At 41.7% G+C, this 23,251-nt stretch carries 22 protein-coding genes; 3 read left to right on the top strand and 19 right to left on the bottom strand.

Features of this window, described 5'->3' with window-relative positions; translation table 11 throughout:
- Positions 1-33 precede the first annotated feature (33 nt).
- Positions 34-381, top strand: coding sequence for an RNA polymerase-binding protein RbpA (locus HMPREF3208_RS04425; RefSeq protein WP_016636622.1), 348 nt, complete (start codon positions 34-36; stop codon positions 379-381).
- Positions 374-1,114 (top strand): HAD hydrolase-like protein, encoded by a 741-nt coding sequence (locus HMPREF3208_RS04420; protein ID WP_016636623.1) that lies wholly within the window; start codon positions 374-376, stop codon positions 1,112-1,114. Before HMPREF3208_RS04425 ends, HMPREF3208_RS04420 begins: the two co-directional genes overlap by 8 nt.
- 144 nt (positions 1,115-1,258) lie before the next feature.
- Here HMPREF3208_RS04420 and HMPREF3208_RS04415 read toward each other — a convergent pair whose 3' ends face one another.
- From HMPREF3208_RS04415 to HMPREF3208_RS04335, 17 genes are all read right to left on the bottom strand, one after another.
- Complete coding sequence (locus tag HMPREF3208_RS04415) at positions 1,259-1,645, bottom strand: hypothetical protein (protein WP_064347412.1); 387 nt, start codon at positions 1,643-1,645, stop codon at positions 1,259-1,261.
- Positions 1,646-1,734: 89 nt separating this feature from the next.
- Positions 1,735-2,385: a MerR family transcriptional regulator gene (locus HMPREF3208_RS04410; RefSeq protein ID WP_016636625.1), complete on the bottom strand. Its 651-nt coding sequence runs from the start codon at positions 2,383-2,385 to the stop codon at positions 1,735-1,737.
- Positions 2,363-2,803, bottom strand: a complete 441-nt coding sequence (locus HMPREF3208_RS04405) for an FHA domain-containing protein (protein WP_016636626.1) — start codon at positions 2,801-2,803, stop codon at positions 2,363-2,365. The genes HMPREF3208_RS04410 and HMPREF3208_RS04405 overlap by 23 nt, the downstream gene beginning before the upstream one ends.
- Positions 2,804-2,821: 18 nt before the next feature.
- Positions 2,822-3,658 carry a DUF881 domain-containing protein gene (locus HMPREF3208_RS04400; protein ID WP_016636627.1) on the bottom strand — a complete coding sequence of 279 codons (837 nt, stop codon included), beginning with the start codon at positions 3,656-3,658 and terminating at the stop codon, positions 2,822-2,824.
- Positions 3,659-3,661: 3 nt separating this feature from the next.
- Positions 3,662-3,994: a small basic family protein gene (locus HMPREF3208_RS04395; protein ID WP_016636628.1), complete on the bottom strand. Its 333-nt coding sequence runs from the start codon at positions 3,992-3,994 to the stop codon at positions 3,662-3,664.
- A gap of 2 nt (positions 3,995-3,996) precedes the next feature.
- Positions 3,997-5,040, bottom strand: a complete 1,044-nt coding sequence (locus tag HMPREF3208_RS04390) for a DUF881 domain-containing protein (RefSeq protein ID WP_064347410.1) — start codon at positions 5,038-5,040, stop codon at positions 3,997-3,999.
- Positions 5,041-5,046: 6 nt separating this feature from the next.
- The gene (locus HMPREF3208_RS04385) at positions 5,047-5,661 is read right to left on the bottom strand and encodes a CDP-alcohol phosphatidyltransferase family protein (protein ID WP_016636630.1); all 615 of its coding nucleotides are present in this window, start codon (positions 5,659-5,661) and stop codon (positions 5,047-5,049) included.
- A 124-nt stretch (positions 5,662-5,785) separates the two neighbouring features.
- Complete coding sequence (rpe, locus tag HMPREF3208_RS04380; protein WP_032814362.1) at positions 5,786-6,451, bottom strand: ribulose-phosphate 3-epimerase; 666 nt, start codon at positions 6,449-6,451, stop codon at positions 5,786-5,788.
- An 80-nt stretch (positions 6,452-6,531) separates the two neighbouring features.
- A complete protein-coding gene (gene lgt / locus HMPREF3208_RS04375) occupies positions 6,532-7,449 on the bottom strand; it encodes a prolipoprotein diacylglyceryl transferase (RefSeq protein WP_064347408.1) in 918 nt (305 codons plus the stop codon).
- 45 nt (positions 7,450-7,494) lie between these two features.
- Positions 7,495-8,517, bottom strand: coding sequence for a phosphatidate cytidylyltransferase (locus HMPREF3208_RS04370; protein WP_016636633.1), 1,023 nt, complete (start codon positions 8,515-8,517; stop codon positions 7,495-7,497).
- 51 nt (positions 8,518-8,568) lie between these two features.
- Entirely contained in the window at positions 8,569-9,123 is a 555-nt protein-coding gene (frr, locus tag HMPREF3208_RS04365) for a ribosome recycling factor (RefSeq protein ID WP_016636634.1), read from the bottom strand.
- A 131-nt stretch (positions 9,124-9,254) separates the two neighbouring features.
- A complete protein-coding gene (gene pyrH / locus HMPREF3208_RS04360; protein WP_032814353.1) occupies positions 9,255-10,004 on the bottom strand; it encodes a UMP kinase in 750 nt (249 codons plus the stop codon).
- Positions 10,005-10,290: 286 nt separating this feature from the next.
- Positions 10,291-11,142 carry a translation elongation factor Ts gene (tsf, locus tag HMPREF3208_RS04355; RefSeq protein WP_064347406.1) on the bottom strand — a complete coding sequence of 284 codons (852 nt, stop codon included), beginning with the start codon at positions 11,140-11,142 and terminating at the stop codon, positions 10,291-10,293.
- A gap of 100 nt (positions 11,143-11,242) precedes the next feature.
- Positions 11,243-12,061, bottom strand: coding sequence for a 30S ribosomal protein S2 (gene rpsB / locus HMPREF3208_RS04350; protein WP_032814360.1), 819 nt, complete (start codon positions 12,059-12,061; stop codon positions 11,243-11,245).
- Positions 12,062-12,368: 307 nt separating this feature from the next.
- Positions 12,369-12,857, bottom strand: coding sequence for a peptide deformylase (locus HMPREF3208_RS04345; protein WP_016636638.1), 489 nt, complete (start codon positions 12,855-12,857; stop codon positions 12,369-12,371).
- Between the two features lie 47 nt (positions 12,858-12,904).
- Positions 12,905-14,965: an AMP-dependent synthetase/ligase gene (locus tag HMPREF3208_RS04340; RefSeq protein ID WP_064347404.1), complete on the bottom strand. Its 2,061-nt coding sequence runs from the start codon at positions 14,963-14,965 to the stop codon at positions 12,905-12,907.
- A 318-nt stretch (positions 14,966-15,283) separates the two neighbouring features.
- Positions 15,284-16,414: a GuaB3 family IMP dehydrogenase-related protein gene (locus tag HMPREF3208_RS04335; RefSeq protein WP_016636640.1), complete on the bottom strand. Its 1,131-nt coding sequence runs from the start codon at positions 16,412-16,414 to the stop codon at positions 15,284-15,286.
- Between the two features lie 402 nt (positions 16,415-16,816).
- Between HMPREF3208_RS04335 and HMPREF3208_RS04330 the strand changes: the two genes are divergently transcribed.
- Positions 16,817-17,401: a hypothetical protein gene (locus HMPREF3208_RS04330; protein WP_016636641.1), complete on the top strand. Its 585-nt coding sequence runs from the start codon at positions 16,817-16,819 to the stop codon at positions 17,399-17,401.
- Between the two features lie 280 nt (positions 17,402-17,681).
- Here the strand turns inward: HMPREF3208_RS04330 and uvrC are convergent, their stop codons facing one another.
- Positions 17,682-19,937, bottom strand: coding sequence for an excinuclease ABC subunit UvrC (gene uvrC / locus HMPREF3208_RS04325; protein ID WP_016636642.1), 2,256 nt, complete (start codon positions 19,935-19,937; stop codon positions 17,682-17,684).
- A 147-nt stretch (positions 19,938-20,084) separates the two neighbouring features.
- On the bottom strand, positions 20,085-23,039 hold the full coding sequence (uvrA, locus tag HMPREF3208_RS04320) for an excinuclease ABC subunit UvrA (protein WP_196227882.1): 2,955 nt from the start codon (positions 23,037-23,039) through the stop codon (positions 20,085-20,087).
- Positions 23,040-23,251: the final 212 nt, after the last annotated feature.

Raw genomic sequence — 23,251 nt, 5'->3', positions numbered from 1 at the left:
GTAATTTTATAAGGTACTACACAAGGAGATACTATGGCAGAACGCAGTTTGCGCGGTATGAGCATTGGCGCAAAATCATTGGAATCCGACGATAATGTGGATTTTGCTGCACGTAATGATGTAGCGTACGTATGTCCAAAAGGTCACCGTACGATTCTTCCTTTTGCTCAAGGCGCAGAGATTCCTGAAGAATGGGAATGCCGATGCGGTATGATTGCGCATCGTGAAGGCGATAATGATCGTCCTGATGATGATTTCAATAAACCATCACGCACCCATTGGGATATGCTACTTGAACGCCGCAGTGAAGAAGAGTTAAAAACTTTACTCAATAAGCGCTTAACAATGCATCATGAGGGATGGATTCCTGATTATGAGTGAATCCTCAACGTATTCAAGTACAAGCTCTCGTACACATCGTATTGTATTGCTTGATCTTGATGGCACGTTAACTCAATCTGATGCGGGTATTATTACTTGTGCTAAGCTTGCTTTACAAGAGTTGCAACAACCTATTCCTGACGATGCTGAAATGCAACGTTTTATTGGGCCGTCAATTTTAGAATCCTTCCAGCGAATTAATGTTCCTGAAAATCTACAGCAGCAAGGTCTTGCTATATATCGCAAATATTATTCTGAAATTGCTGCATTTGACGATCCAAATATTCCAGGAAACAAAATTCCAGGCTGCTTATTAAATAGAGTATACGATGGTATTCCTGAACAGCTTATAGCATTGCGTAACGCAGGCTTTTATTTAGCAACTGCATCTTGTAAGCCCGAATATCAAGTAAAACCTATTTGTGATTATTTTGGGTTGACTGAGCTTATTGATGGGATTTATGGCGCAAGCAAAGATATGACGCGTATTACGAAAGCTCAAGTTATACGTTATGTTTTTGATGAGATTGGTTATGATCCTACCCAAGGCGACAAAGCACTGATGGTTGGCGATCGCTGGACTGATGCTGACGGAGCAAAGGATTGCGGATTAGATTGCTTAGGATGCGCTTGGGGTTATGCAGAGCCAGGTGAACTCGCATCACACGGTGCTTATAGAATTATTGATAATGTAACTGAACTATCTACAGCAGTTCACCAATATTTCGCATAAATGCTTGAAGGTTGATCCGTTTGTGTATGCTAATATTTATCCGATAATGTACGTTATGTCAAATTAGCTGTATATGCATATCAGAATGAGTAAATTATGTTGGAGCATATAACCTACAATTGTGCTCTGCCAGCATATGCCGTATTAAGATTTACAGCTTTTATACGCGCAATATACCATAGCAGAAAGATTCAAAACAATAAGCACAATAATAATCACATACGATGGCATGAACACTGAATTCGACAATAACCAAGAATTACGCTGAATGAATCCAAAATCGCAAATAATATGCAATACCATATACGCAAGCATGCCGCACGACAAGCCAGCACAATGCGTAACAACAATACTCCAAGGCATTAATCGCGTAATATTACAACATTGACGATTATTATTGCTTACTTCTGCAAAACATCTTTGCTGCAACTTCCACAAAACACGAATAGTTACTAGCAGACTGTACACAAATAGTGCAACAGCAGCCAACCAGCAAATAACCACAGCAGCAATAACACCTATATGCAACATATACCGAACCTCATAGATGAGAAAAAGTCATTATTAGCAACATTACATCCCAGCATGCTTCCCACTACATACTCAATACAGAAGCTTAATTATCCCCATGTTTCTTGAATAAGATTCCATGAGCTATTTTTTGCAAAACTATCTTTTACCTGGGATGATACTTGATCTACTGATAAATGAGGCTTTACAGAAGATTTGTGCGCATGTTTCTGCTTTTCATAAGACTCGCTATTATTCGCAGTATCATGAACAGGACTTTCGGCAGCTAAATCTTCTTCCACGCGAGAAACAATACGACCTACAGCAATAGCAAACACCGCTAAGCCAGAGGCAAGCATACGACGCATATTATCTTGATTCTCATCGCACTCTTGGACAGACTGACCATCACAAATAATAGTCATATGACGCAAACGCTCTTCAGAATAGCGATTCAGAAAAATAATAGCAGTCGTAACATTGATAAGATTCACGCCAGCGTCAAGTAATCTTTTAGCTACAGCCATGATTGCAATATCTTTAAAAGAATACAAGCGACGTGAACCAGATCCACTAGATGGATGAATTGACGGCTCTATAATACTTTTACGCGCCCAATAATCAAGTTGCCGGTAAGTAATACCGGCAACTTTCATAGCAACACTACCACGATATCCGTCAAGCCGATGAACAGAGAGAGAAAGATTAAACAACTCCCCCTGAACCGCCTCGACTGAATCATCGGACTGTAACTGCGTCATGAGCGAAAAATACCAGCCGGAATTTGCCAATCATAATTTCATCACCATTATGCAACACAGCTTCATCAACACGTTCACGATTCACATACGTGCCATTAAGACTGCCAGCATCAGCAATGCTAAATACACCGTCATGACGCTTAAACACTGCATGAGCACGGGATACTGTGGAATCGTCAAGCAAAATATCAGCGCGCGAATCACGGCCAACTGACACCAAATCCTCGTCAAGAAGATAACGAGAACCAGACACTGCTCCCCTAGTAGAAATTAATAAAGCAGTTCCAGGCAGCAATTTTGCTATAGTCTCAAAATCGTCCTGCTGCAAAGGACGATCTGAAGTTGCATTCATTGGAATATGAATAGCTGGCATACCAATAATCGTGGTTTCGCCAGCGCTAGGAATCGGTTCAGTCATACTTGCTATTCTACCTTGTTACTCGACTGGTTTTGCATATTCATACTGTTTTGGCTCGCGTGTCGTAGTAATTTCTACTTCATCAGGCACAGAAACCATAACAGAAGCACCAAATTTAATTTTTAAACGCGATCCGACACCACCGGCAATATTCACTGCATTCTGCAAATTCTGTGGATCACCAATCGCTTTAACAATATAAGGAGGATCAATCATCACACTATCACACAAAAGACCGTGCTTTAATTGCGCAATATAACTTGACGTAACAATGCGCACATCGTTAATAGACATAACTTCTACGCCAGCATTACGCAATTCTTCAATAAGCTGAAACATAGTAGCAGCATCAATATTTTCTTTTTCGCCAGCAGTAATATGAATAATAATTCCCTTGCCTACAGCAGGCAGACGCCCAGAAATAAGACCATTCGTTTGAGCATTTTGCTGTGCAATACGACGAGCCTCATCCTGCTTATCTACTGCAGCGCGCAAAGAACTAAGCTGACCTGTTAGTTCACCTTTTCGACGTTCCAAACTCTGAATTTGAGAATGAGTCTCTGTAATAAGCCTAGTCAGCTCTTCTTCACTCATAGTTTCATACAGCAATGAAGTACTACGATTAACCTGAATCATATAAGCAAAACCAAGCAACGCACACAATAACATCATAAGCAAGCCGGTAAGCATACGAGCACGCGTAATGTGACCGCTTAACGATGGCTTTACTTTATGGCGAATTACCGGGAAAGAACCGGTCTGCGTAGCGTCACTTTCACAATCGTGTGCATGCTGCCGACGTAACTTATGAGGAAGATCATCATTTTGTGGAGTATGAGAAAATGGGGAAACCATACGCTAACTCCTAAAGATGAATCGACGAATTGCTGAAACATTCGAGAAAATACGAATACCGAGCACAACAATAACTGCAGTCTGCAACTGTGCACCCACTCCAAGCTGGTTACCAAGCAACACAAGCAATGTTGCTGCAATAACATTCGAGAAGAAAGAAATAACAAAAACTTTATCAGAAAAGTTTCGCTCAAAATATGCGCGTGCAGCACCAAGCAACGCATCTAACGCTGCAACCACCATAATCGGCAAATACGGTTGTATCACAACAGGAATATCTGGATGAACCACAATGCCAATTAACGCACCTAAAATTAAGCCAAGAATTGCAGCCATGCTTATCTCCTAGTTCTCTCATTAGCAAAGTTAATATCACCGATACTCGCCGCAGTAAGTCGTATAACCCTAGAAGGCGAAATTTGTGGATTAATACCAGCATTCAACAAAGACATATACCATTGAGCATGTTTTAAAGCATTGCAAGCGCGCATCAAATCAGCAGTGTCACCAATTGCTTCAATAACATAAGGATTTTGTGTTTGATTCACTCCCACAAGAATTGTTTGACCAGCAACACGAATAGAAGTTTGTGCACCAATACGATGTCCATTAACAGCAATTGCTTCAGCTCCAGCTTCCCATAATGACAACACAAACATTTGAATATCTCGATCAGTCACGAGACGCATGCGAGCACCATTACTTTCGCGAGGCAATGAACCAGTACCTGCATCACTTCCAGCAGAAAGAGGATTGGCAATCGTTACTGTAATACCAGCGCCTTCTGCAGCGCGAGTACCATTAAGCATATCATCCGACTTACTGACTTCGTCTTCTTCAGGAGTAGTAATGCGCTGAGATTCGTGATCAACATTGTTACGAAGATCAGTAACTTCCCTCACAAGCTTGTCAAAACGAGTTGAATAGCCAACTAACTCATTAGCCAGTGACGAACGTATAGCTTTGCGAGGATCAGTATGTAATTTACGAACAAATTGGCTTCCAACGGTACCAATAGCAATACACAATAAAAACACAACAATACGTGTCAACCAAAGTTGTAACGGTCGTATCGGTTGCTTACTCAAGCGAGCATCCATAAACATTGGATCAACAGGACGATTAGTTAAATCATCAATAAGGCGTAACGCATAATCATCAATATAGCGACTACGGTCGTGATGATGCGTAAAACTATGAGCATTCAACGTAACATGATGTGTTTCAAGATTCGCAAATGAACGAGAAAAGAGCGCGCGACGTCGAGATAACATTGCACCAGCAGAGGGCAAAAAAGTCTCAGGTATATTCTTATAATGCGAATTCAATGTTATATTGTTCGCACTACTTCGAGAGCTATCAAACACGTCATGCTGTGTCATACGTACCTACATGCCTTGACGCACTGATAACTTTGAGAGCAAAGCATAAGCTTGCCTATAATATAAAAGTCCTGCATACCAATAGAGAGCAATACCCCACACTCCACATGCTAGAGCAGCAGCATAAAGCACGAGCATTGACTCACTAGCTACAGCATACACAATCATTAAAGAAACTATAGCTAACATAAGTAACGCAGTACCAGCTTTACCAACAAAATTAACTGGTAATGGACCATAATCATATTGCGCAAGTACAATCACCAGTACAGCCATAACAACATCGCGCAATACTACCAGTATTAATGCCCACCATGGTATAACTTTTGCTATTGCTAAGGCTAATGTGCTACAGACAATAAGTAAGCGATCTGCTATAGGGTCAAGAATCTGACCTAATTTACTTACTTGATTCCAACGCCTAGCAATATACCCATCAACGCAATCAGAAAAAGCTGAAATGGCTAATACAATAAGAGCTACCATCATGTGCCGTTGAGTAATAAGCCAAGCAAGATACGGAATCGAACATATACGCAAGAAACTAATGGCATTAGGCACTGTCAACACGCGATTCATTGCCGCAGGACTGTATTCCTGGTTCATTATGAACTTAGCCATGGTATCTTCTTTCGTCCAATATTGTCATATAGAAATATGACAGCATACGCGCAATGCGTATGCTGTATTGCTGGCAACGTTTTTTAAGAAATCGGGGACATTTTTCATGCCCCCAATTTTTCCGCTACGCGCGCCAGGCAGCTTGCGCAGTGTTACGTATAGCTTCAATAGCCTCTGCTGGACTTGCAGCACCATAAACTGCAGAACCAGCAACAAGCACATCTGCTCCAGCTTCTGCAACTGTTGCAGCAGTGGAAGGACTCACACCACCATCAACTTGAATATGCGTCGACAAGCCACGGCGAGTAATCTCATCCCGCAAGCGACGAACCTTATTCATTTGATTACTCAGGAACTTCTGACCACCAAAACCTGGTTCAACAGTCATAATCAGAACCATGTCAAACTCGTCGAGAATATCAAAAATAGGTTCTACCGGCTCCGCAGGGCGCACAGCGAAGCAAGCTTTACAACCCATATCGCGAAGCTGACGTGCTAAACGCACAGGAGCATGAGTAGCTCCCATATGGAAACTGACAGAGGCAGCGCCAAGTTTAGCGTACTCTGGAGCCCAACGATCTGGATCCTCAATCATCAAATGTACGTCAACTGGAAGTTTAGTAACCTCACAAATTCGCTTAACAATTGGTTCACCCAAAGTTAAGTTAGGTACAAAGTGATGATCCATCACATCAACGTGAACAAGATCCGCATTAGAAATTGCATCAAGATCGCGTTCAAGATTACAAAAATCTGCGGAAAGAATACTAGGTGCTATTTGTATATTCATACGTTCCATTCTAGGAAATGCAAGCGACGATTACACCATATAACAGCAGACTCACACATGAACTTGCTATTACATACCAACTACTTATGAGAAGTACACTGCGCTTCACGTTCTTTTTCATCTGATGTTACATCGATAAGACGCTCAACAAGCTCATCGCGCGTACTAGCACTACGCTGCAATAAAATAACGCACAAAGCCGCTAGAAGGAAAACAAGTATTGAAACCCATACATTAATACGCACACCTAAGAAAACATGCGAAAAATCAATACGCAGTGCTTCAATCCAAACTCGGCCTGCGGTATACCACATAACATATAGCGCAAATAAAGAACCAGCACGTAACTTTTGAACAAGAACTTTACCAAAGCCAATAAGCAAGGCTGCACCAATGAAATTCCAAATCATCTCATACAAGAATGTTGGATGAAACAGTGTGCCAGCAGGACAGGTTAACCCATCATAACAGCGCTCACTGTGACCAATAGCTTGAGTAGCAGCATAATTCAACTTCAAACCCCAAGGCAATGTTGTTGGTGCGCCATAAAGTTCTTGATTAAACCAATTGCCAAGTCTACCAACACCTTGCGCAATAAGTATTGCAGGAGCTGCCGCATCAGCGAGTAAACCAATAGGATATTTGCGATATCTACATAAAGCACATGCTGCCAGCGATCCTAAGAATATTCCTCCCCAAATGCCAAGACCGCCGTTCCAGATTCTGAAAATTTCAAAGAAATCGCCATGCGAACCAAAAAACTTTTCAGGAGTGGTAATAACATGATACAAACGTGCACCAATTATTCCAGCAGGCAAGCTTACGAGAACAAGGTCAAGAACCTGATTAAAATCGCCACCTACACGTTTCCATCGACGCGTAGTAATACACATTGCTATTAAGATTCCAGCAAGAATAGATAGTGCATAAAATCTAATATGTATGAATCCAAGCGTCAACTGTGAAATGCTTGGTGAAGGAATATAACAAATCGTCATAATGCCAACTTTAATAAAAACTCGTGATTGAACTCAAAACACATCTTAAAGATGCGCAAGCTGTAACAACACTAACAACACAGGACCACATAGCAGAATGGAGTCTACACGATCAAGCACCCCACCATGACCCTTCAGTAAATGACCCATGTCTTTAATACCAATATCTCGCTTAAGCATCGAAGCACACAAATCACCAAAAGTGCCCACTATTCCTGAGGCAATACCCATTACTAAAGGCATCCACCAACAAGTAAACCAAGCAGAACCGTAGAAGCCAGCAACAATTGCGTATGCGCCTATGATTGCAAAAAGCATAGAACCGACTAAGCCTTCAATAGATTTCTTCGGCGAAATGCGAGGTGAAAGCTTATGCTTACCAAGCCAAGCACCAGCAAACAATCCGCCAGTATCGCTTAATGCTGGCAAAAACACCAATAGCATGGCATGAGCTACCGCATAACGAGTACTCGTAAGAGCTAACACAATACAAGAAGCAAGTAGCGGTATGTACAACACTACAAATAATGAAACAGATGTATTGGTAAATAAAGTATGCTCATAAGCAATATGCGCAGAACCTTGAAGCTTTTTTTCTACAGCTTGCATAGTTCTCGCCGAAACAGTATTGCTCAACGTTGCACAAATAAGGGTAAGCACTAACGACGCTGTAATACCGCTAGCCATAGCGACTGCATGCCATTTTGCGTAGTAAGTGGCAAAAATAGTAAGCAGTGAGCATAAAGAAAGCGTTACGAATGGGATACGCAATCCGAGCGTTGCAAAATCAACATGCAACTCCCATAGTGCCAACACCATAAAAATAGCCATTAACACGACAAAAACATCAATGCTAATAAGCAAACAAGCAATAATTGCTGCCACGAGCACGACAGCAGTTGCAATTGCTTGAGGCATGTTACGACCTGTGCGACGATTAATATCTGACAAAGTCTCGTGGGTGCCGTGTGCTGCTTCACCAGAGGTGGCAATAGCTTCTTTTACAGCGTTATCAACACGCGCTTGACTGACTACATTGGCAAAATCATGCTGTTTTTGTTGACTCATACGACACCCATTCAGATTGAAATTACAAAAATCGAGGAATAATTACAAGACTCAGACTTCCATAATTTCTTTTTGCTTGCCTTCAAGCAAAACATCTAAAGAATCAGTAACTTGCTTAGTTACTTTATCAAGTTCTTTCAGTAAACGATCACCCTCATCTTCACCAAGATCACCGTCTTTAACTGACTTATCAATAGATTCCTTAGCTTTACGACGAATATTACGTACTGCTACTTTTCCTTCTTCGGCTTTACTCTTAGCAAGTTTGACATATTCTTTACGACGTTCTTCAGTAAGTTCAGGCATAGTCACGCGAATAACATTGCCATCACGATTAGGACTGACACCCAAATCAGAATCACGAATAGCTTTCTCAACAGCATTTGCTTGAGAAGCATCAAAAGGAGTAACAGCAAGGGTGCGAGGCTCAGGAACACCGATCGAAGCAACAGCTTTAATTGGCGTTGGCGCACCATAATAATCAACCATAATACCATTCAGTAAAGCAGGATTAGCACGACCAGTGCGAATACCCATGAAATTTTCTTTGGTTGCCTCTACAGATTTATTCATCTGTTCTTTTGCTTGATCAATGATTGCTGACATATATTCTCCTTTTGTGTTCTATACATATTTCACATATATACTCGAAAATAAACTTGCATAAACTTATGCGTAAATTTCATTTCGTATGTACTCAACAATTGCGTACATATCAAGCGCTATTCGGATTGTTGTTACGCAAATGTAGGTTCCGCATCTGACACTAACGTACCAATAGACTCACCAACAAGCGCGCGAGTTACGTTGCCTTCACCTTCTAAACCAAATACGCGAATTTTTTGATTATTATCGCGAGCCATAGAGAGCGCTGAGGCATCCATTACAGCTAAACCATCAACAAGAGCCTTATGGTAGCTAAGTGTGACAAATTTTCTAGCATTTGAATCTTTACGAGGATCCGCACTGTAAACTCCATCAACACCATTCTTACCCATAAGAACTTCATCACAGTGAATTTCCAAAGAACGTTGAATAGATACAGTATCTGTAGAGAAGTATGGCATACCAGCACCAGCACCAAAAATAACTACTCGCCCTTTTTCAAGATGACGAATAGCTTTCAAAGGAATATACGGCTCGGCAACTTGACCCATAGTAATGGCTGTTTGAACGCGCGTCGCTTGACCTGCCTGCTCAAGAAAATCTTGAAGAGCTAAGCAATTCATAACAGTACCTAACATACCCATGTAATCACCACGACTGCGATCAATACCAGCCTGCTGCAATTCCGCTCCCCTAAAGAAGTTACCGCCGCCGACAACAATAGCAACTTGAACGCCATCAAGTACTGCAGTCATGATTTCCCCAGCAATTCTACGAATAACATGAGTATCAATACCGACAGCACCGCCACCAAATGCTTCACCAGAAAGCTTTAATAAAACCCTACGGGACTTGCTTCCCTTCGTTTGCGCAATAGCCATACAGATTCCTCCAGTCATCATGGCGAATGCAAGCATATCTTTGCCAGTCTATCTATTATTCACGACACTCAAAACACATAATTTAATTGACTGTTTCATCACCATAAAAGTTACTTGATATTGTTCAGTTTCTATCTGTTCTACAAAATAATCCCTGCTGCTCAATACTAGCCAACAATATTACGCACATTAAGCTAGCAATGAAATATAAAAAATGGGCTGTGTGCAACTTGTACACACAACCCTATAATTAAGCGCCAAAACTGGCTCTTAGCATAAGCAATGCTTATTCAGCAGCGCCCTTGCCAACCTCAACACGAGCGAAGGCTAAAGCAGTACCGCCAACTTCCTTGAACAAGTCACCAACAGTCTTGGAAGGATCCTTGACATAAACCTGCTCAAGAAGAACAGTTTCCTTGAAGAAGGCGTTCATACGACCTTCAACAATCTTCGGAACAATCTTCTCTGGCTTGCCTTCAGCCAAAGACTTCTCAGTAGCAACGCGACGCTCAGACTCCAAAACTTCTTCTGGAACATCTTCGCGGCGAAGCCACTGAGCACCCATAGCGGAAATCTGCAAAGCTGCCTCGTGAGCAACCTTTGCGCCAGCTTCGTCAGTAGCAATCATAGAAACGATGCTTGGAGGCAATTCTACGGACTTCTTGTGAGCATAAATCTCAACGTGTGGACCGCTTACCTTAGCTACCTGACCAACCTTGACGTGCTCGCCAAACAAAGCTGCTGCTTCTTCAACAGATTCCTTAACGGTTGCGCCATCAGCTGGAGCTGCAAGTACTTCTTCAGCAGTAGAAGCATTAGCTTCAACAGCATGGTCAAGAACAGTGTTAGAGAATTCCACAAACTTAGGGGTCTTTGCCACGAAGTCAGTTTCAGAATTCAACTCAACTGCATAACCAGTTTCGCCTTCAGCAGACTTAACAACCTTAGAAGCGATGGTGCCTTCCTGAGCCTTACGACCCTCACGCTTACCAGCGGCCTGAATACCCTTTGCGCGGATGATTTCCTTAGCGCGGGCAACGTCGCCTTCAGCTTCAGTAAGAGCTTTTTTAACGTCCATCATGCCGGCGCCAGTTTCTTCACGCACCTGCTTAATCAACGCTGCAGTAATTGCTGCCATTTTGTTCTCCTCGTATCAATATGATTCTTAAAGCTGCAAAATACAACTCATTCATTGAATCTTGCAGCTTTATGTAAGAATCTGGTTGCAAATTAGCTTATCAGGCGTTTGCCTCAGTTTTTTCTTCCTCAGCAGGCTTAGCTTCAGCTTCGCCTTCCTTGGTAAGAAGTTCCTTTTCCCAAGCTGCCATTGGCTGAGCTTCAGCGCCTTCGGACTTAGCGCCCTTACCAGCATGCTCAAGCAAGCCTTCAGCAACAGCATCAGCCATCAAGCTGGTTAACAATTCAACGCCACGAATAGCGTCATCGTTAGCTGGGATTGGGTACTCAACAGCTTCAGGATCGGTGTTAGTATCAACGATTGCCACAACTGGAATACCAAGCTTATGAGCTTCCTCAACAGCCAAAGCTTCCTTGTTAATATCAACAACGAACATGGCAGATGGGGTACGGTTCATGTTGCGAATACCACCGAGCTGCTTGGAAAGCTTATCTTTCTCACGCTCGAGAAGCAAAAGTTCCTTCTTGGTCAAACCAGAGCCGCGAACATCGCTGAAGTCCATTTCCTCAAGTTCCTTCAAGCGCTTTACGCGAGTAGAAACAGTCTGGAAGTTAGTTAACATACCACCAAGCCAACGCTCGCAAACGTAAGGCATGTTTACGCGAGTTGCCTGATTCTGTACAGCTTCCTGAGCCTGCTTCTTAGTGCCTACGAAAAGAACAGTGCCGTTGTGAGCAACAGTCTGCTTAACGAAGTCATAAGCCTTGTCGATCATGTCGAGAGACTTGAACAAATTGATGATATGAATACCATTGCGCTGAGTAAGAATGAACTGCTTCATCTTTGGATTCCAGCGACGAGTCTGATGACCGAAGTGCAAACCAGCCTTCAGCATTTCGCTCATGGTAATCTGTGCCATATCTTTATACCTTTCTTGTCGGTTCTTGCCTGGCCATGCCTGTTCGCATGCAACTTGGCTTGACATACTGTCTTAACCCAAGCCGACCGACACGAACGGACGCGTACATGGCGCGTATTTGCGAATCCTTGTAGACAATAAAAGCGAGCACTTATATAACGCGACAATACTCATGCTCAAAACGGACACGCCAAACGCGATTGTAACAGATACTCAATACTAAAAAACCGATACTTCTGCTCTATGTCATAACAGAAATACCGGTTCTTATATCATTACTATTGCGCACAAACGATTACATACAAAACTATGATCGTATATTGTTGCGCAATTCCCTCATAGCTTGGCGACGAACATCTTTTTCGAGTCTATCTAAATAAACATGACCATCTAAATGATCACACTCATGCTGCAGCATGCGTGCCATAAGTCCTTCACCTTCAAGCACCACAGTCTTGCCATCTAAATCAATACCACGCGCACGAGCATGATTATACCTACGAGTTTTGTACCATAATCCTGGAACAGATAAACAACCTTCATCATCGTATTGCTCACCACTCAGTTCCTCAAGAACTGGATTCAAAATATAGCCAATACGACCATCAATATTATAGGAGAAAGCTCTAAGACTTACACCAATTTGATTAGCTGATAATCCCGCTCGCCCTGGATCATTCACTGTTTCTAGCAAATCTTCAACTAAATGCCTCACAGCTGGCGTAATCTCGCGAATCTCATCGCAAGGCGTGCGCAGCACAGGATCCGGAACAACACGGATTTTTCTAACAGTCACTCAAACTCCTTCATTGTACAAGTAACCTTCGTAAAAATTAGTTTCTACTACAGATTAACAGATTCTTCTTTGTTATCTTTAGTATCTTTACTATCACGAGAGGTCGAAGAAGAATCAGTAGCTGCTTCCTCACCAAAATGCTTAAGATGAGTTGCAGCTTGATCAATAGCCTGACGAACACGCGGAGTCATAACTTCCTGAGCTTGCTTCACAGTTTCTTGCGCCTGTTTCACTGTTTCAGTAGTTTTATCAAGAATCTTAACGGTTGCTGGCAATGGTCGAATATTCGGCTTTGGAGCGTACAACTGTGTCTCAATAATATCAGCATATTGTGCAAGAATTTTCGGACGAACAATTTTCATGCTTGGTGTCAAAGTTCCTGCATCCTGCGTAAATTCATCCTGCAAGATGACAAACTTACGAACCGATTCTGCGCGAGAAACCGTGCTATTAGCTTGATCAATAAATTGCTGTACAACTGAACGAATAGCATCATTTGCAGCAATCTCACTCATAGGAAGATTAATATCCATACCCTTCGTTTTCAGCCATGAATGAACCATATCTGGATCTAATTCGATAAGTGCAGAAACGAACGGCTTACCATCACCAACAACTACTGCATGAGAAACTAATGGGCATTGTGAAATGATACTTTCCATAGGAGCTGGGCTTATATTTTTGCCTCCAGCCGTAATAATAATATCCTTCTTGCGCCCCGTGATAGAAAGGAAACCTTCATCATCAATCTCACCAAGATCGCCAGAATGCAACCAGCCATCTTCATCAAGAACTTCAGCAGTAAGTTCAGGATTATTATAGTAACCCATAAAAACGTTAGGGCCTTTGATAAGAACTTCATCATCATCTGCAAGACGAATAGTAATTCCAGGACCCGGACGTCCTACTGAACCAACTTGATTTGCATGCTCAAAATTAACAACGCATGGAGCTGCAGTTTCAGTCATACCATAGCCCTGAATAAACGTAATTCCATCAAGACCGTTGAAGAAATGCGCTAAATCAGCATTAATTGGAGCACCACCGCAAGCCAGCCAAGAAAGATTTGGTCCCAAAGCTGAACGAATAGAAGATCCAACAGTCTTCATATACAGAGCATGATTCATGCGAGCTGCGAGTGAGTGAGATTTACCATCGACGTTATCGCGAGACCATTGGATGAAATGCTTAACTGCCTTAGCAAAAATACGACCGCGAATACCGGCACCAGCCTTTTGAGATGCAGCATTGTACACTTTCTCAAAAACTCGCGGTACACCAAGTAAGTAAGTCGGCTTAAAACTACGCAAATCAGCTAATAAATGTTTTGCGTTCGGAACGTAACCAATAACACCATGCGCACCAATCGCAACATATTGAATATAGCGAGCAAAACAATGTGCTAAAGGAAGGAATAGCAGTAAACGGTTAGGCTTACAAAGCATGTCACTTAACACGTCATACCCAGCATACACAATATGCGTAAAGTTACGATTCGAAAGCATAGCACCCTTCGGTTTGCCAGTAGAACCAGAAGTGTACACAATCGTAGCTAAGTCGTCGGCTTTAACTGCAGCAACACATTGATTAAGTTCATCGTCATCAATAGTTTTACCAAAATCAATCACAGCTTCTAAGCCGCCAGCTTTAAAGTTAAAGACTGTTTTCAACGTGATACGTTTATGATCTTGGCGTACACGCTCTAAACACTGAGCATGAACGTCATCACCAGCAAAAGCAATAACTGGCTTCACCTCATCAATAATATCTGCAGCTTGCAGCGCAGAGTCAGTCTCGTAAATAGGAATACTCACAGCACCAATGCATGCACAAGCGAAATCAACAATACCCCACTCATAGCAAGTAGCAGCATAAATAACAACTTTTGAACCGTGATGTACACCAAGCGCAATTAAGCCACGCGCCGTAGCACGAACTTTATTGAGCATCTCAGCAGCAGTAACATCATGCCATTGGCGAGTATCTTCATCTTGCCATTGCGCAATAACTCCCTGAGGATCACGCATAGCACGGTTGGCGAGGAGGGAATAAATAGTATCACCGTCTTGAGTTGGGTGAATGGCTTCTACAGCAAATTCTCGGAGCATAGTATTCATTGTACTTGATAGCAAAGTCGACACCACTGCAGTTATTACAAAAAATTGTACTTAATATTGTTATTTACAAACAAAATAATAAGAAATGAAAAAGTTGGAACTTAATTCACGCATGTATACTATTTGGCACTTGGGATACACAATGGCGTACAGAATGGTATACACAAAAAAGTTTCGTCATATTATGCACCAGTACTGAAAATTTTCATAGTACCTCTTTCTTAAAAAGAACGGCTTAGCGAATTACCACTAAGCCGTAAATTGTATTATTGCAAATTATTACAAATACATATTTTTATTTACACGTTATTAGCGCACATCCTGATGGAACGGATTGAATACAACGCTACAACGTTGGAAACTTTTTACATCTACATAGCCAGTAGATGCCATGGTACGGCGCAGCGCACCAACAAAGTTTGTAGTACCGTCAGCTTCGTGACTTGGTCCAAAAAGAATGTTTTCTAAAGGAGCAACTGTGCCAACATGAGTACGCATACCGCGTGGCAGTGTTGCATGACGAGCTTCAGCACCCCAATGAGTGCCACGACCTGGAGCTTCAGTAGCACGAGCCAAAGGAGTGCTGAGCATAACAGCATCCGCACCCATAGCAAGCGCCTTAATAAAGTTGCCAGAATTACCCATTCCACCGTCCGCAATAATCTGCACGTAACGACCACCGGACTCATCCATATAATCTCGGCGAGCTTCAGCAACATCAGCAATTGCAGTAGCCATAGGAGCCTGTACACCCAAAGTATTCATAGTTGCAGACACAGCACCACCGCCGAATCCAACAAGAATACCTGCAGCACCGGTGCGCATTAAATGCAAAGCAGAAGTGTAATCAGCGCAACCGCCAACAATAACTGGCACATCAAGATCATAAATAAATTTCTTTAAATCAAGAGGATCATGATCTTGAGAAACATGTTCTGCAGACACAGCAGTTCCACGAATAACAAATAAGTCAACGCCAGCTTCAAGAACAGTGTTATAAAATTCCTGCGTTCGTTGCGGAGAAAGAGCTCCAGCAACAGTAACACCAGCGTCACGAATAGTGTGCAATCGTTTTACGATTAATTCCGGCTTAATTGGTTCAGCATAGATTTCCTGAATACGACGAGTTGCAATATCAGATGGAAGCTCAGATATTTCCTTCAACAACGGCTCTGGATTCTCGTAGCGAGTCCATAAGCCCTCCAAATCGAGAACTCCAAGACCACCCATTTGACCGATTGCAATTGCTGTATCTGGACTTGTTACTGAATCCATTGGAGCAGCAAGGATTGGAATATCAAACGTGTAGGCATCTACTTGCCATGCAGTAGATACAGCTTGCGGATCACGCGAACGGCGCGAAGGAAGGATAGCAATATCGTCGAGCGAATATGCAACTCGGGCTTTTTTGCCCAAACCAATTTCAATTTCCTGAGACATACTTCTTAGGCTAGTGCCTTATACTGACGAAGTGTCGCGCTCAACGATGTCATATTATTTCTTGTAGCATAATTGCAAGAAAAACAAGATTTTATGCGAAATTTACAGAACTTCTCAGGTTTTTACAAAATACTAACTGTATAATAGATATGATTAGTGCTTGTTTATAGCATTTTGATACTCCCTGCAAACAGTAATGTGTATAATTCAACACACTCAAACCCGTTTATTTTCAAAGCATTGAATAAATATTTTGTAATTTATCCACATTTTTGTTAATTCCTCAGTTCAGCAAAAATTACCTTGTAAGCTTTTATCTAAACTTGCTGCATGTACAAAATACAAGTTCAGCAGGCGCTCAATAGTAACAATTTTTACCAAGAGAAAGGATAGGAGAAGAATATGAAAATTGATTTTGTTGATGCGTACAGCATGGAAAACCAGGATGACGACGATGAGCATACCGATGAGTCGATGCACAATAGTCACGACAAGCGCGAACGCATACCACGCATTACTACTATCAAACATTATTTGCCTGTTCATGAAGGAAAATTGCGTATTGGTTTTTCGCGCGGCTATTTAGAATATCACGTTGGCATGTGCTATTTCGATAATCGCGATGAGGAAGCATTTATTAATTTGGCGTTGAAAACTTGCCAAATCGCGTGTATTGCTGCAGATATTTCTCGCGGTAGACCTATTTCTCCAGCAATGTCTAAATTGCTCACTCCGAAATGCATGAATAAACTGTCCAATATGTGGAAACTAATGGATGAGTACTTTAGCGATCAACATGATACAGAATCTCGTTCAGCAATACGAAAGTTTCCTGCGGTTCCAGTGTTATTTAACGGCATGCTAGTAAGTCCGACTCATTTTGAAGGAGTTGTGCATATTATTGCAGGACAAACACAATATTGGGTTTCATTAGCCTTGGAACTACGGTACAACAAATGGATTTGCACATATGCAGACTTAGGTTAGCCAGCATATTACAAAAGAAAACAAGCACGTAATTAAAACACGTAATTTTAGAAATAGAAAAATAAGTATTTTGTGTACATATGTTCGGCAACAGATTACAACTACATACAGAAACTCCTTCTTGCGGCTTAATTTTGCACTACCGATATTGCATAATTATAAGAACGTAAGAAGGAGTTCGATCAAAATTTCAAAACAACCTTCTCAATAACACTTCTTTTCATATTTCAAGATTTTCATCGCACGAATTGATAAACTGCACATTGCTAAAACAGATTATTCATAGCTCAGATTTATCTGTAGCATCTTCATGCTCGTGTAAGAAGCGATAAATAGTTTGCGCTTTACTTTCACCAATACCAGGAACTTTTTGCAATTCATCTATTGAAGCTTTTCTCACTGCTTTTAAAGATCCAAAAACAGCAAGCAACCGTTTGCGATATACTGTACCAATTCCAGGAATAGTGTCAAAAGTTGAGTACAATGCACCTTTTCTGCGACGCTTACGATGATAAGTAATAGCAAAACGATGAGACTCATCTCTTGCTCGCTGCAACAAATATAACCCTTCTGAACTACGCTTCAAAATAATTGGATAATCTTCGTCAGGAAGCCACACTTCTTCAAGTTTCTTAGCTAATCCACAAACAGTAATATTGCTCATACCAGCATCTAACATCGCTCGCCTAGCAGATTTGGCTTGCTCTTTTCCACCATCGATAATAATGAGTTGAGGCTTATAAGCAAAATGCTGATACCCACCCCCGGTTCCAACCTTCACATCAACATGCGTAAATCTTCGAGATATAGTTTCATACACGGCACTTAAATCATCAAGTTTACCAACACCATTCTTACCACGAATAACAAAATGACGATATTCACTAGGGCAAGCAATCCCATCTTCAAACACAACCATAGAAGCAACCTGATAACTGCCATCTACAGTGTTTGAAATATCGTAACATTCAATGCGCAAAGGCGCTTCTTTCATACCAAGAGCTTTTGCGATTTCATTCATAGCTTCAGTTCGCATGGCTATGCTATTAATTCGGCTTGATTTTATGCGTGTTAACGCTTGCGAAGCGTTATCGTTTGCTCGTTCCATAAGAGCACGCTTTTCACCTCGCTCAGCCACTCGAATATTCACTTGAGAACCACGTATAGCACTAAGCCACAATTCAAGTTCTTGCTGACGATCTTCAGGAATTGCAACTGGTACTATAATTTCGCGCGGAACTGGAGCAATTGGAGCAAGTAAATCTTCACGACCTGTAATCTCTTGACGTTCACGGCGAGTTTTAGTAGCTTGCGCTCGTAAATTAACATCCGTTGCAGTGGATTGCTGCGTGCTGCCAACAGCATCTCGAACTTGCGTAATATGAAGAGAGTCACGCTGCAACGATAAAGAGGATTGCTGCTCATATTCTGCATAGACATGAGTGATTAAATCAGCCATGAGTTCACCGTCATGAACCTGCTCATTGCGTTCTACTGACCAATTACGCTCGCCACGAATCATGCCTGCGCGCACAAAAAACACATGAATTGACGCTTCAAGCTCATCTGTGCAAAAACCAAATACGTCAGCTTCTACATCTTCGTCAAAAACTACTGCATTCTGCTGCAAAACAGTACGCAAAACTGCAATCTCATCACGCAATTTAGCTGCACGCTCAAACTCTAAATCATCACTTGCTTGCTTCATATCACGCATAATTTGAGTAATATACGATGATCCTATACTGCCAGTAAGCACTCCTACTACATGTTTAACTAAATCACGATGCTCAGTAGGATTAATATTGCCAATGCACGGGGCTGAACATTTACCAATTGATGCAAGTAAGCAGGGGCGTCCTGTTCTATGAGCTTTCTGAAAAACAGCTGCTGAACATGTTCTCACCGGGAATGTTTTGAGTAAAGAATCTAAGCTGTGACGCAATGGTCGCACTTGCGCATATGGTCCAAAATATTGCGTATTTCGTGCTCCGCGATTTCGAGTAATCCATACTCTAGGGAAAGTTTCACCTACCGATGCTGCAACATACGGATACGTTTTATCGTCTCGAAAAACAACGTTAAAACGTGGGTCAAATGCTTTGATCCACGTATATTCAAGAGTAAGTGCTTCAAACTCCGTTGCGACAACAGTCCATTCTAAACTTCTAGCGGCGAGCACCATTGATTGCGTGCGAGGGTGCAATTGGTAAAGAGGCTGAAAATAATTTGCTAAGCGGTTGCGCAAATTTTTTGCTTTTCCAACGTAAATAACTCTCCCTTCGCCATCACGCCACTTGTATACACCAGGTTGCGCCGGAATATCTTGAGAAGCTGGGCGAAATAAGTCGCGACTATCCCCCAATAATGGTGCTCCAAAAGCATTTACTTTTTTGCTGTCAACTTCTGAATCTTCCAACAATTGTTTATCTTCCATAACTTTTGTTTTGTGCCATTTTTGAGGAGTTTGTATTCGATTTTGTTCATGTCTACTAGCTAATTGATATGAATTTTCACGAGAGTTATTATCCTGCATTTTCACCTCCTTTCGTAAACACCCTTTCGTAAATACCCTTTGATGAATATCTTGTTATAAACCTTTTATTGAATAATATTTGCGCAATATTCATAGAGTTTAACGCTATATTTTTTATGTTCAGAAATTTCTTAATACTAATTTTTTTTAAGCATTTAGTATTGGCTTAAGGAATTTGCCAGTCCAACTTGCCTCACATAGTGAAACAGTTTCCGGACTTCCTTCCGCAACAACTGTTCCGCCAGAATCTCCACCTTCAGGTCCCAAATCAATAATCCAATCAGCAGACTTTACAACATCGAGATTATGCTCAATAACAATAACGCTATTGCCTTTATCTACCAACGATTGTAAAACATTCAGCAACTTTCTAACATCCTCAAAATGCAAGCCAGTAGTCGGCTCGTCAAGAATATACACTGTTTTGCCGGTTGATCTTCTCTGCAATTCTGTAGCAAGTTTTACACGCTGAGACTCTCCACCAGAAAGCGTAGGAGCGCTTTGACCTAAACGAATATAACCTAATCCAACTTGAACCAAAGTATCCAAATATCGCGCAATAGACGGGTATGCTTTGAAAAATACTGCAGCTTCTGAAATTGGCATGTCAAGAACGTCAGAAACTGACTTTCCATTATAGGTGACTTCCAAGGTTTCACGATTGTAGCGTTTTCCGTGACAAACTTCGCATTCTACATACACGTCCGGCAGGAAATTCATCTCAATTTTTAGCGTGCCATCACCATGGCATGCTTCACATCTGCCTCCCTTAACATTGAATGAGAATCTTCCAGGACCGTAGCCTCTAACTTTTGCTTCAGGAGTTTGAGCAAACAGTGTACGAATTTTATCCCACACACCCGTGTACGTTGCAGGATTAGAACGCGGGGTTCGACCAATAGGATTTTGATCAACGTGAACTACTTTATCGCAATATTCCAAGCCTTCCACACACTTGTGTTTTCCAGGAACTATGCGAGCGCCGTTGAGTTTATCTGCGAGAACTGGGTATAGGATTGAGTTAATAAGAGTTGATTTTCCAGATCCCGATACTCCTGTAATGCAAGTAAATACTCCTAGCGGTATACTCACGTCTATATTTTTGAGATTATGTTCGCGAGCGCCAATAATGTGTAACATTTGCTCTGAGTTTATTGAGCGACGATTTTTTGGTACTTCTATTGTTCGCCTTCTGGCAATGTAGTCGCCTGTAATTGAGCGTTGTGCTTTCACAATATTTGCTGACGGTCCAGAGTACACTACTTCTCCGCCATGTTCTCCTGCTTCAGGACCAATGTCAACTAGCCAATCTGCTTCACGAATAGTTTCTTCATCATGTTCTACAACAATAAGCGTATTTCCTAGGTTTCTTAGGTGATGCAAGGTTTCGATAAGACGTTCGTTATCTCGCTGGTGCAATCCAATAGATGGTTCGTCTAGCACGTACATAACGCCAACTAATCCTGAGCCTATTTGTGTAGCTAAGCGGATTCGTTGTGCTTCGCCTCCTGATAAGGTTTTTGCAGCTCTTGAAAGGGTTAAGTAGCTTAATCCTACGTCGTTTAAGAAGCCAAGTCGCGCACGTATTTCTTTGAGCACTTCTCCTGCGATAAGTGCTTTGGAACCTTCTAATTGTAGTGAGTTAACCCATGCTAGGCTACGTTCTACTGGCATATCGCAAACTTCAGCTATTGATGTGTCTGCTACTGTAACTGCTAGTACTTCTGGACGTAAACGTTTTCCATGACATTTTTGGCATGGAACTTCGCGCATGTATGATTCGTAGTATTGGCGCATTTGCTCTGAATCAGTTTCGTCATGTTTGCGCATCAGCGTTCTGACTACGCCTTCAAAGCCTGTTGAGTATTCGCGCTGCCTACCCCACCTGTTTTTGTAGGAGACTTTTACGCTAAAATCATGTCCGTACATGATTGCATGCTGTACGTCTTCTGGAAGATTTTTCCAAGGCGTATTCATGCTGAATCCCATATCTTGAGCAAGCCCTGAAAGCACATGCTGATAGTACATTCCTGCAGCTTTGTTCATTGCCCAAGGTTCAATAGCTCCTTGTGCGAGCGATTTGTCTGGGTTGGGAATAACAAGTTCAGGATCAATTTCAAGTTTGTAGCCTATTCCAGAACATTCTGCGCACGCTCCGTATGGCGCGTTAAATGAGAATGTTCTAGGTTCAATTTCTTCAAGATCTAGCTTGTGATTATGAGGGCAAGACCTGTGTTCGGAAAATGATTGGCGCCTGTTTGGAGAATTTTCTGGCTCGTCAACAAAATCTGCAACCATCACTCCTTGAGAAAGTTGTAATGCTGTTTCTATTGAGTCTGTTAAACGAACTCGAATACCTTCTTTTATAACTATTCGATCGATTACTACTTCAATAGTGTGTTTTTTCTGTTTTTCAAGCGTAATATCTTCAGAAAGTTCATGCATTTGACCGTCAATAATTGCGCGCGCATACCCGTCTGCTCTCAATAGTTCAAGCGTATCTTTGAATTCTCCTTTGCGTCCTCGCACAACAGGTGCCAAAATTTGTAAACGGGTACGCTCGGGCATAGCTAGCAAAGTATCAGTCATCTGTTGAGGAGTTTGTGCACTTACCAACTCACCACATTCAGGGCAGTGAGGAACTCCAATTCTAGCGAACAGTAATCGTAAATAATCGTATATTTCAGTAATGGTTCCAACAGTAGATCGAGGGTTACGATTGGTGGTTTTTTGGTCAATAGAGACTGCTGGGCTTAAGCCTTCTATGAAATCTACATCCGGCTTATCCATGCGTCCTAAAAATTGGCGAGCATACGCACTAAGCGACTCAACATAACGCCTTTGACCTTCTGCAAACAACGTATCAAAAGCAAGCGAAGATTTGCCTGAACCAGAAAGTCCCGTAAAAACAACCATACGGTTTCTAGGAATCGACAAACTCACGTTCTTAAGATTATGCTCGCGCGCTCCTTGAATAGTTATTTTCCATTCTGTAGGTACATGAGATAAATCAGATATCAGTGTTCCATTACTATCACACAAAGGCGCTTTATCAAGTAATACTTGCAATGTGTCAGATTGCGTATAAAGTTGCCTACTCATAAAACCTCCGCACTCACTCATAATCATCCGCATATTCCCAACCAATATGCACGTACTCGATAAATAGCAATCATAGAACAAGCGTTCAAAAAGTAAAGTTTGCTTCAGCATACTCTTTACGAATACGAGTACACAAAACTCAGAAAGATTACGCATATAAACGTTCGTGACTACTACACGGTATAATAGTGAGTTTGGCTAATACTTTACTT

This window comes from Gardnerella vaginalis (assembly GCF_001546485.1).
Taxonomy (GTDB): Bacteria; Actinomycetota; Actinomycetes; order Actinomycetales; family Bifidobacteriaceae; genus Bifidobacterium; species Bifidobacterium vaginale_D.
Note: the sequence above shows the minus strand (reverse complement) of the source record. Positions and strands in the feature narration are given on the sequence as shown.

What these genes read in the sequence shown, in the direction of transcription:
- rpsB (WP_032814360.1), bottom strand. Translation starts at nt 12,061, where the DNA reads ATGGCACAGATTACCATGAGCGAAATGCTGAAGGCTGGTTTGCACTTC.
- HMPREF3208_RS04385 (WP_016636630.1), bottom strand. Translation starts at nt 5,661, where the DNA reads ATGGCTAAGTTCATAATGAACCAGGAATACAGTCCTGCGGCAATGAAT.
- HMPREF3208_RS04330 (WP_016636641.1), top strand. Translation starts at nt 16,817, where the DNA reads ATGAAAATTGATTTTGTTGATGCGTACAGCATGGAAAACCAGGATGAC.
- frr (WP_016636634.1), bottom strand. Translation starts at nt 9,123, where the DNA reads ATGTCAGCAATCATTGATCAAGCAAAAGAACAGATGAATAAATCTGTA.
- HMPREF3208_RS04425 (WP_016636622.1), top strand. Translation starts at nt 34, where the DNA reads ATGGCAGAACGCAGTTTGCGCGGTATGAGCATTGGCGCAAAATCATTG.
- HMPREF3208_RS04420 (WP_016636623.1), top strand. Translation starts at nt 374, where the DNA reads ATGAGTGAATCCTCAACGTATTCAAGTACAAGCTCTCGTACACATCGT.
- HMPREF3208_RS04400 (WP_016636627.1), bottom strand. Translation starts at nt 3,658, where the DNA reads ATGGTTTCCCCATTTTCTCATACTCCACAAAATGATGATCTTCCTCAT.
- HMPREF3208_RS04340 (WP_064347404.1), bottom strand. Translation starts at nt 14,965, where the DNA reads ATGCTCCGAGAATTTGCTGTAGAAGCCATTCACCCAACTCAAGACGGT.
- HMPREF3208_RS04415 (WP_064347412.1), bottom strand. Translation starts at nt 1,645, where the DNA reads ATGTTGCATATAGGTGTTATTGCTGCTGTGGTTATTTGCTGGTTGGCT.
- lgt (WP_064347408.1), bottom strand. Translation starts at nt 7,449, where the DNA reads ATGACGATTTGTTATATTCCTTCACCAAGCATTTCACAGTTGACGCTT.
- rpe (WP_032814362.1), bottom strand. Translation starts at nt 6,451, where the DNA reads ATGAATATACAAATAGCACCTAGTATTCTTTCCGCAGATTTTTGTAAT.
- HMPREF3208_RS04405 (WP_016636626.1), bottom strand. Translation starts at nt 2,803, where the DNA reads ATGACTGAACCGATTCCTAGCGCTGGCGAAACCACGATTATTGGTATG.
- HMPREF3208_RS04390 (WP_064347410.1), bottom strand. Translation starts at nt 5,040, where the DNA reads ATGACACAGCATGACGTGTTTGATAGCTCTCGAAGTAGTGCGAACAAT.
- uvrC (WP_016636642.1), bottom strand. Translation starts at nt 19,937, where the DNA reads ATGCAGGATAATAACTCTCGTGAAAATTCATATCAATTAGCTAGTAGA.
- HMPREF3208_RS04335 (WP_016636640.1), bottom strand. Translation starts at nt 16,414, where the DNA reads ATGTCTCAGGAAATTGAAATTGGTTTGGGCAAAAAAGCCCGAGTTGCA.
- HMPREF3208_RS04410 (WP_016636625.1), bottom strand. Translation starts at nt 2,385, where the DNA reads ATGACGCAGTTACAGTCCGATGATTCAGTCGAGGCGGTTCAGGGGGAG.
- pyrH (WP_032814353.1), bottom strand. Translation starts at nt 10,004, where the DNA reads ATGGCTATTGCGCAAACGAAGGGAAGCAAGTCCCGTAGGGTTTTATTA.
- tsf (WP_064347406.1), bottom strand. Translation starts at nt 11,142, where the DNA reads ATGGCAGCAATTACTGCAGCGTTGATTAAGCAGGTGCGTGAAGAAACT.
- HMPREF3208_RS04370 (WP_016636633.1), bottom strand. Translation starts at nt 8,517, where the DNA reads ATGAGTCAACAAAAACAGCATGATTTTGCCAATGTAGTCAGTCAAGCG.
- uvrA (WP_196227882.1), bottom strand. Translation starts at nt 23,039, where the DNA reads ATGAGTAGGCAACTTTATACGCAATCTGACACATTGCAAGTATTACTT.
- HMPREF3208_RS04395 (WP_016636628.1), bottom strand. Translation starts at nt 3,994, where the DNA reads ATGGCTGCAATTCTTGGCTTAATTTTAGGTGCGTTAATTGGCATTGTG.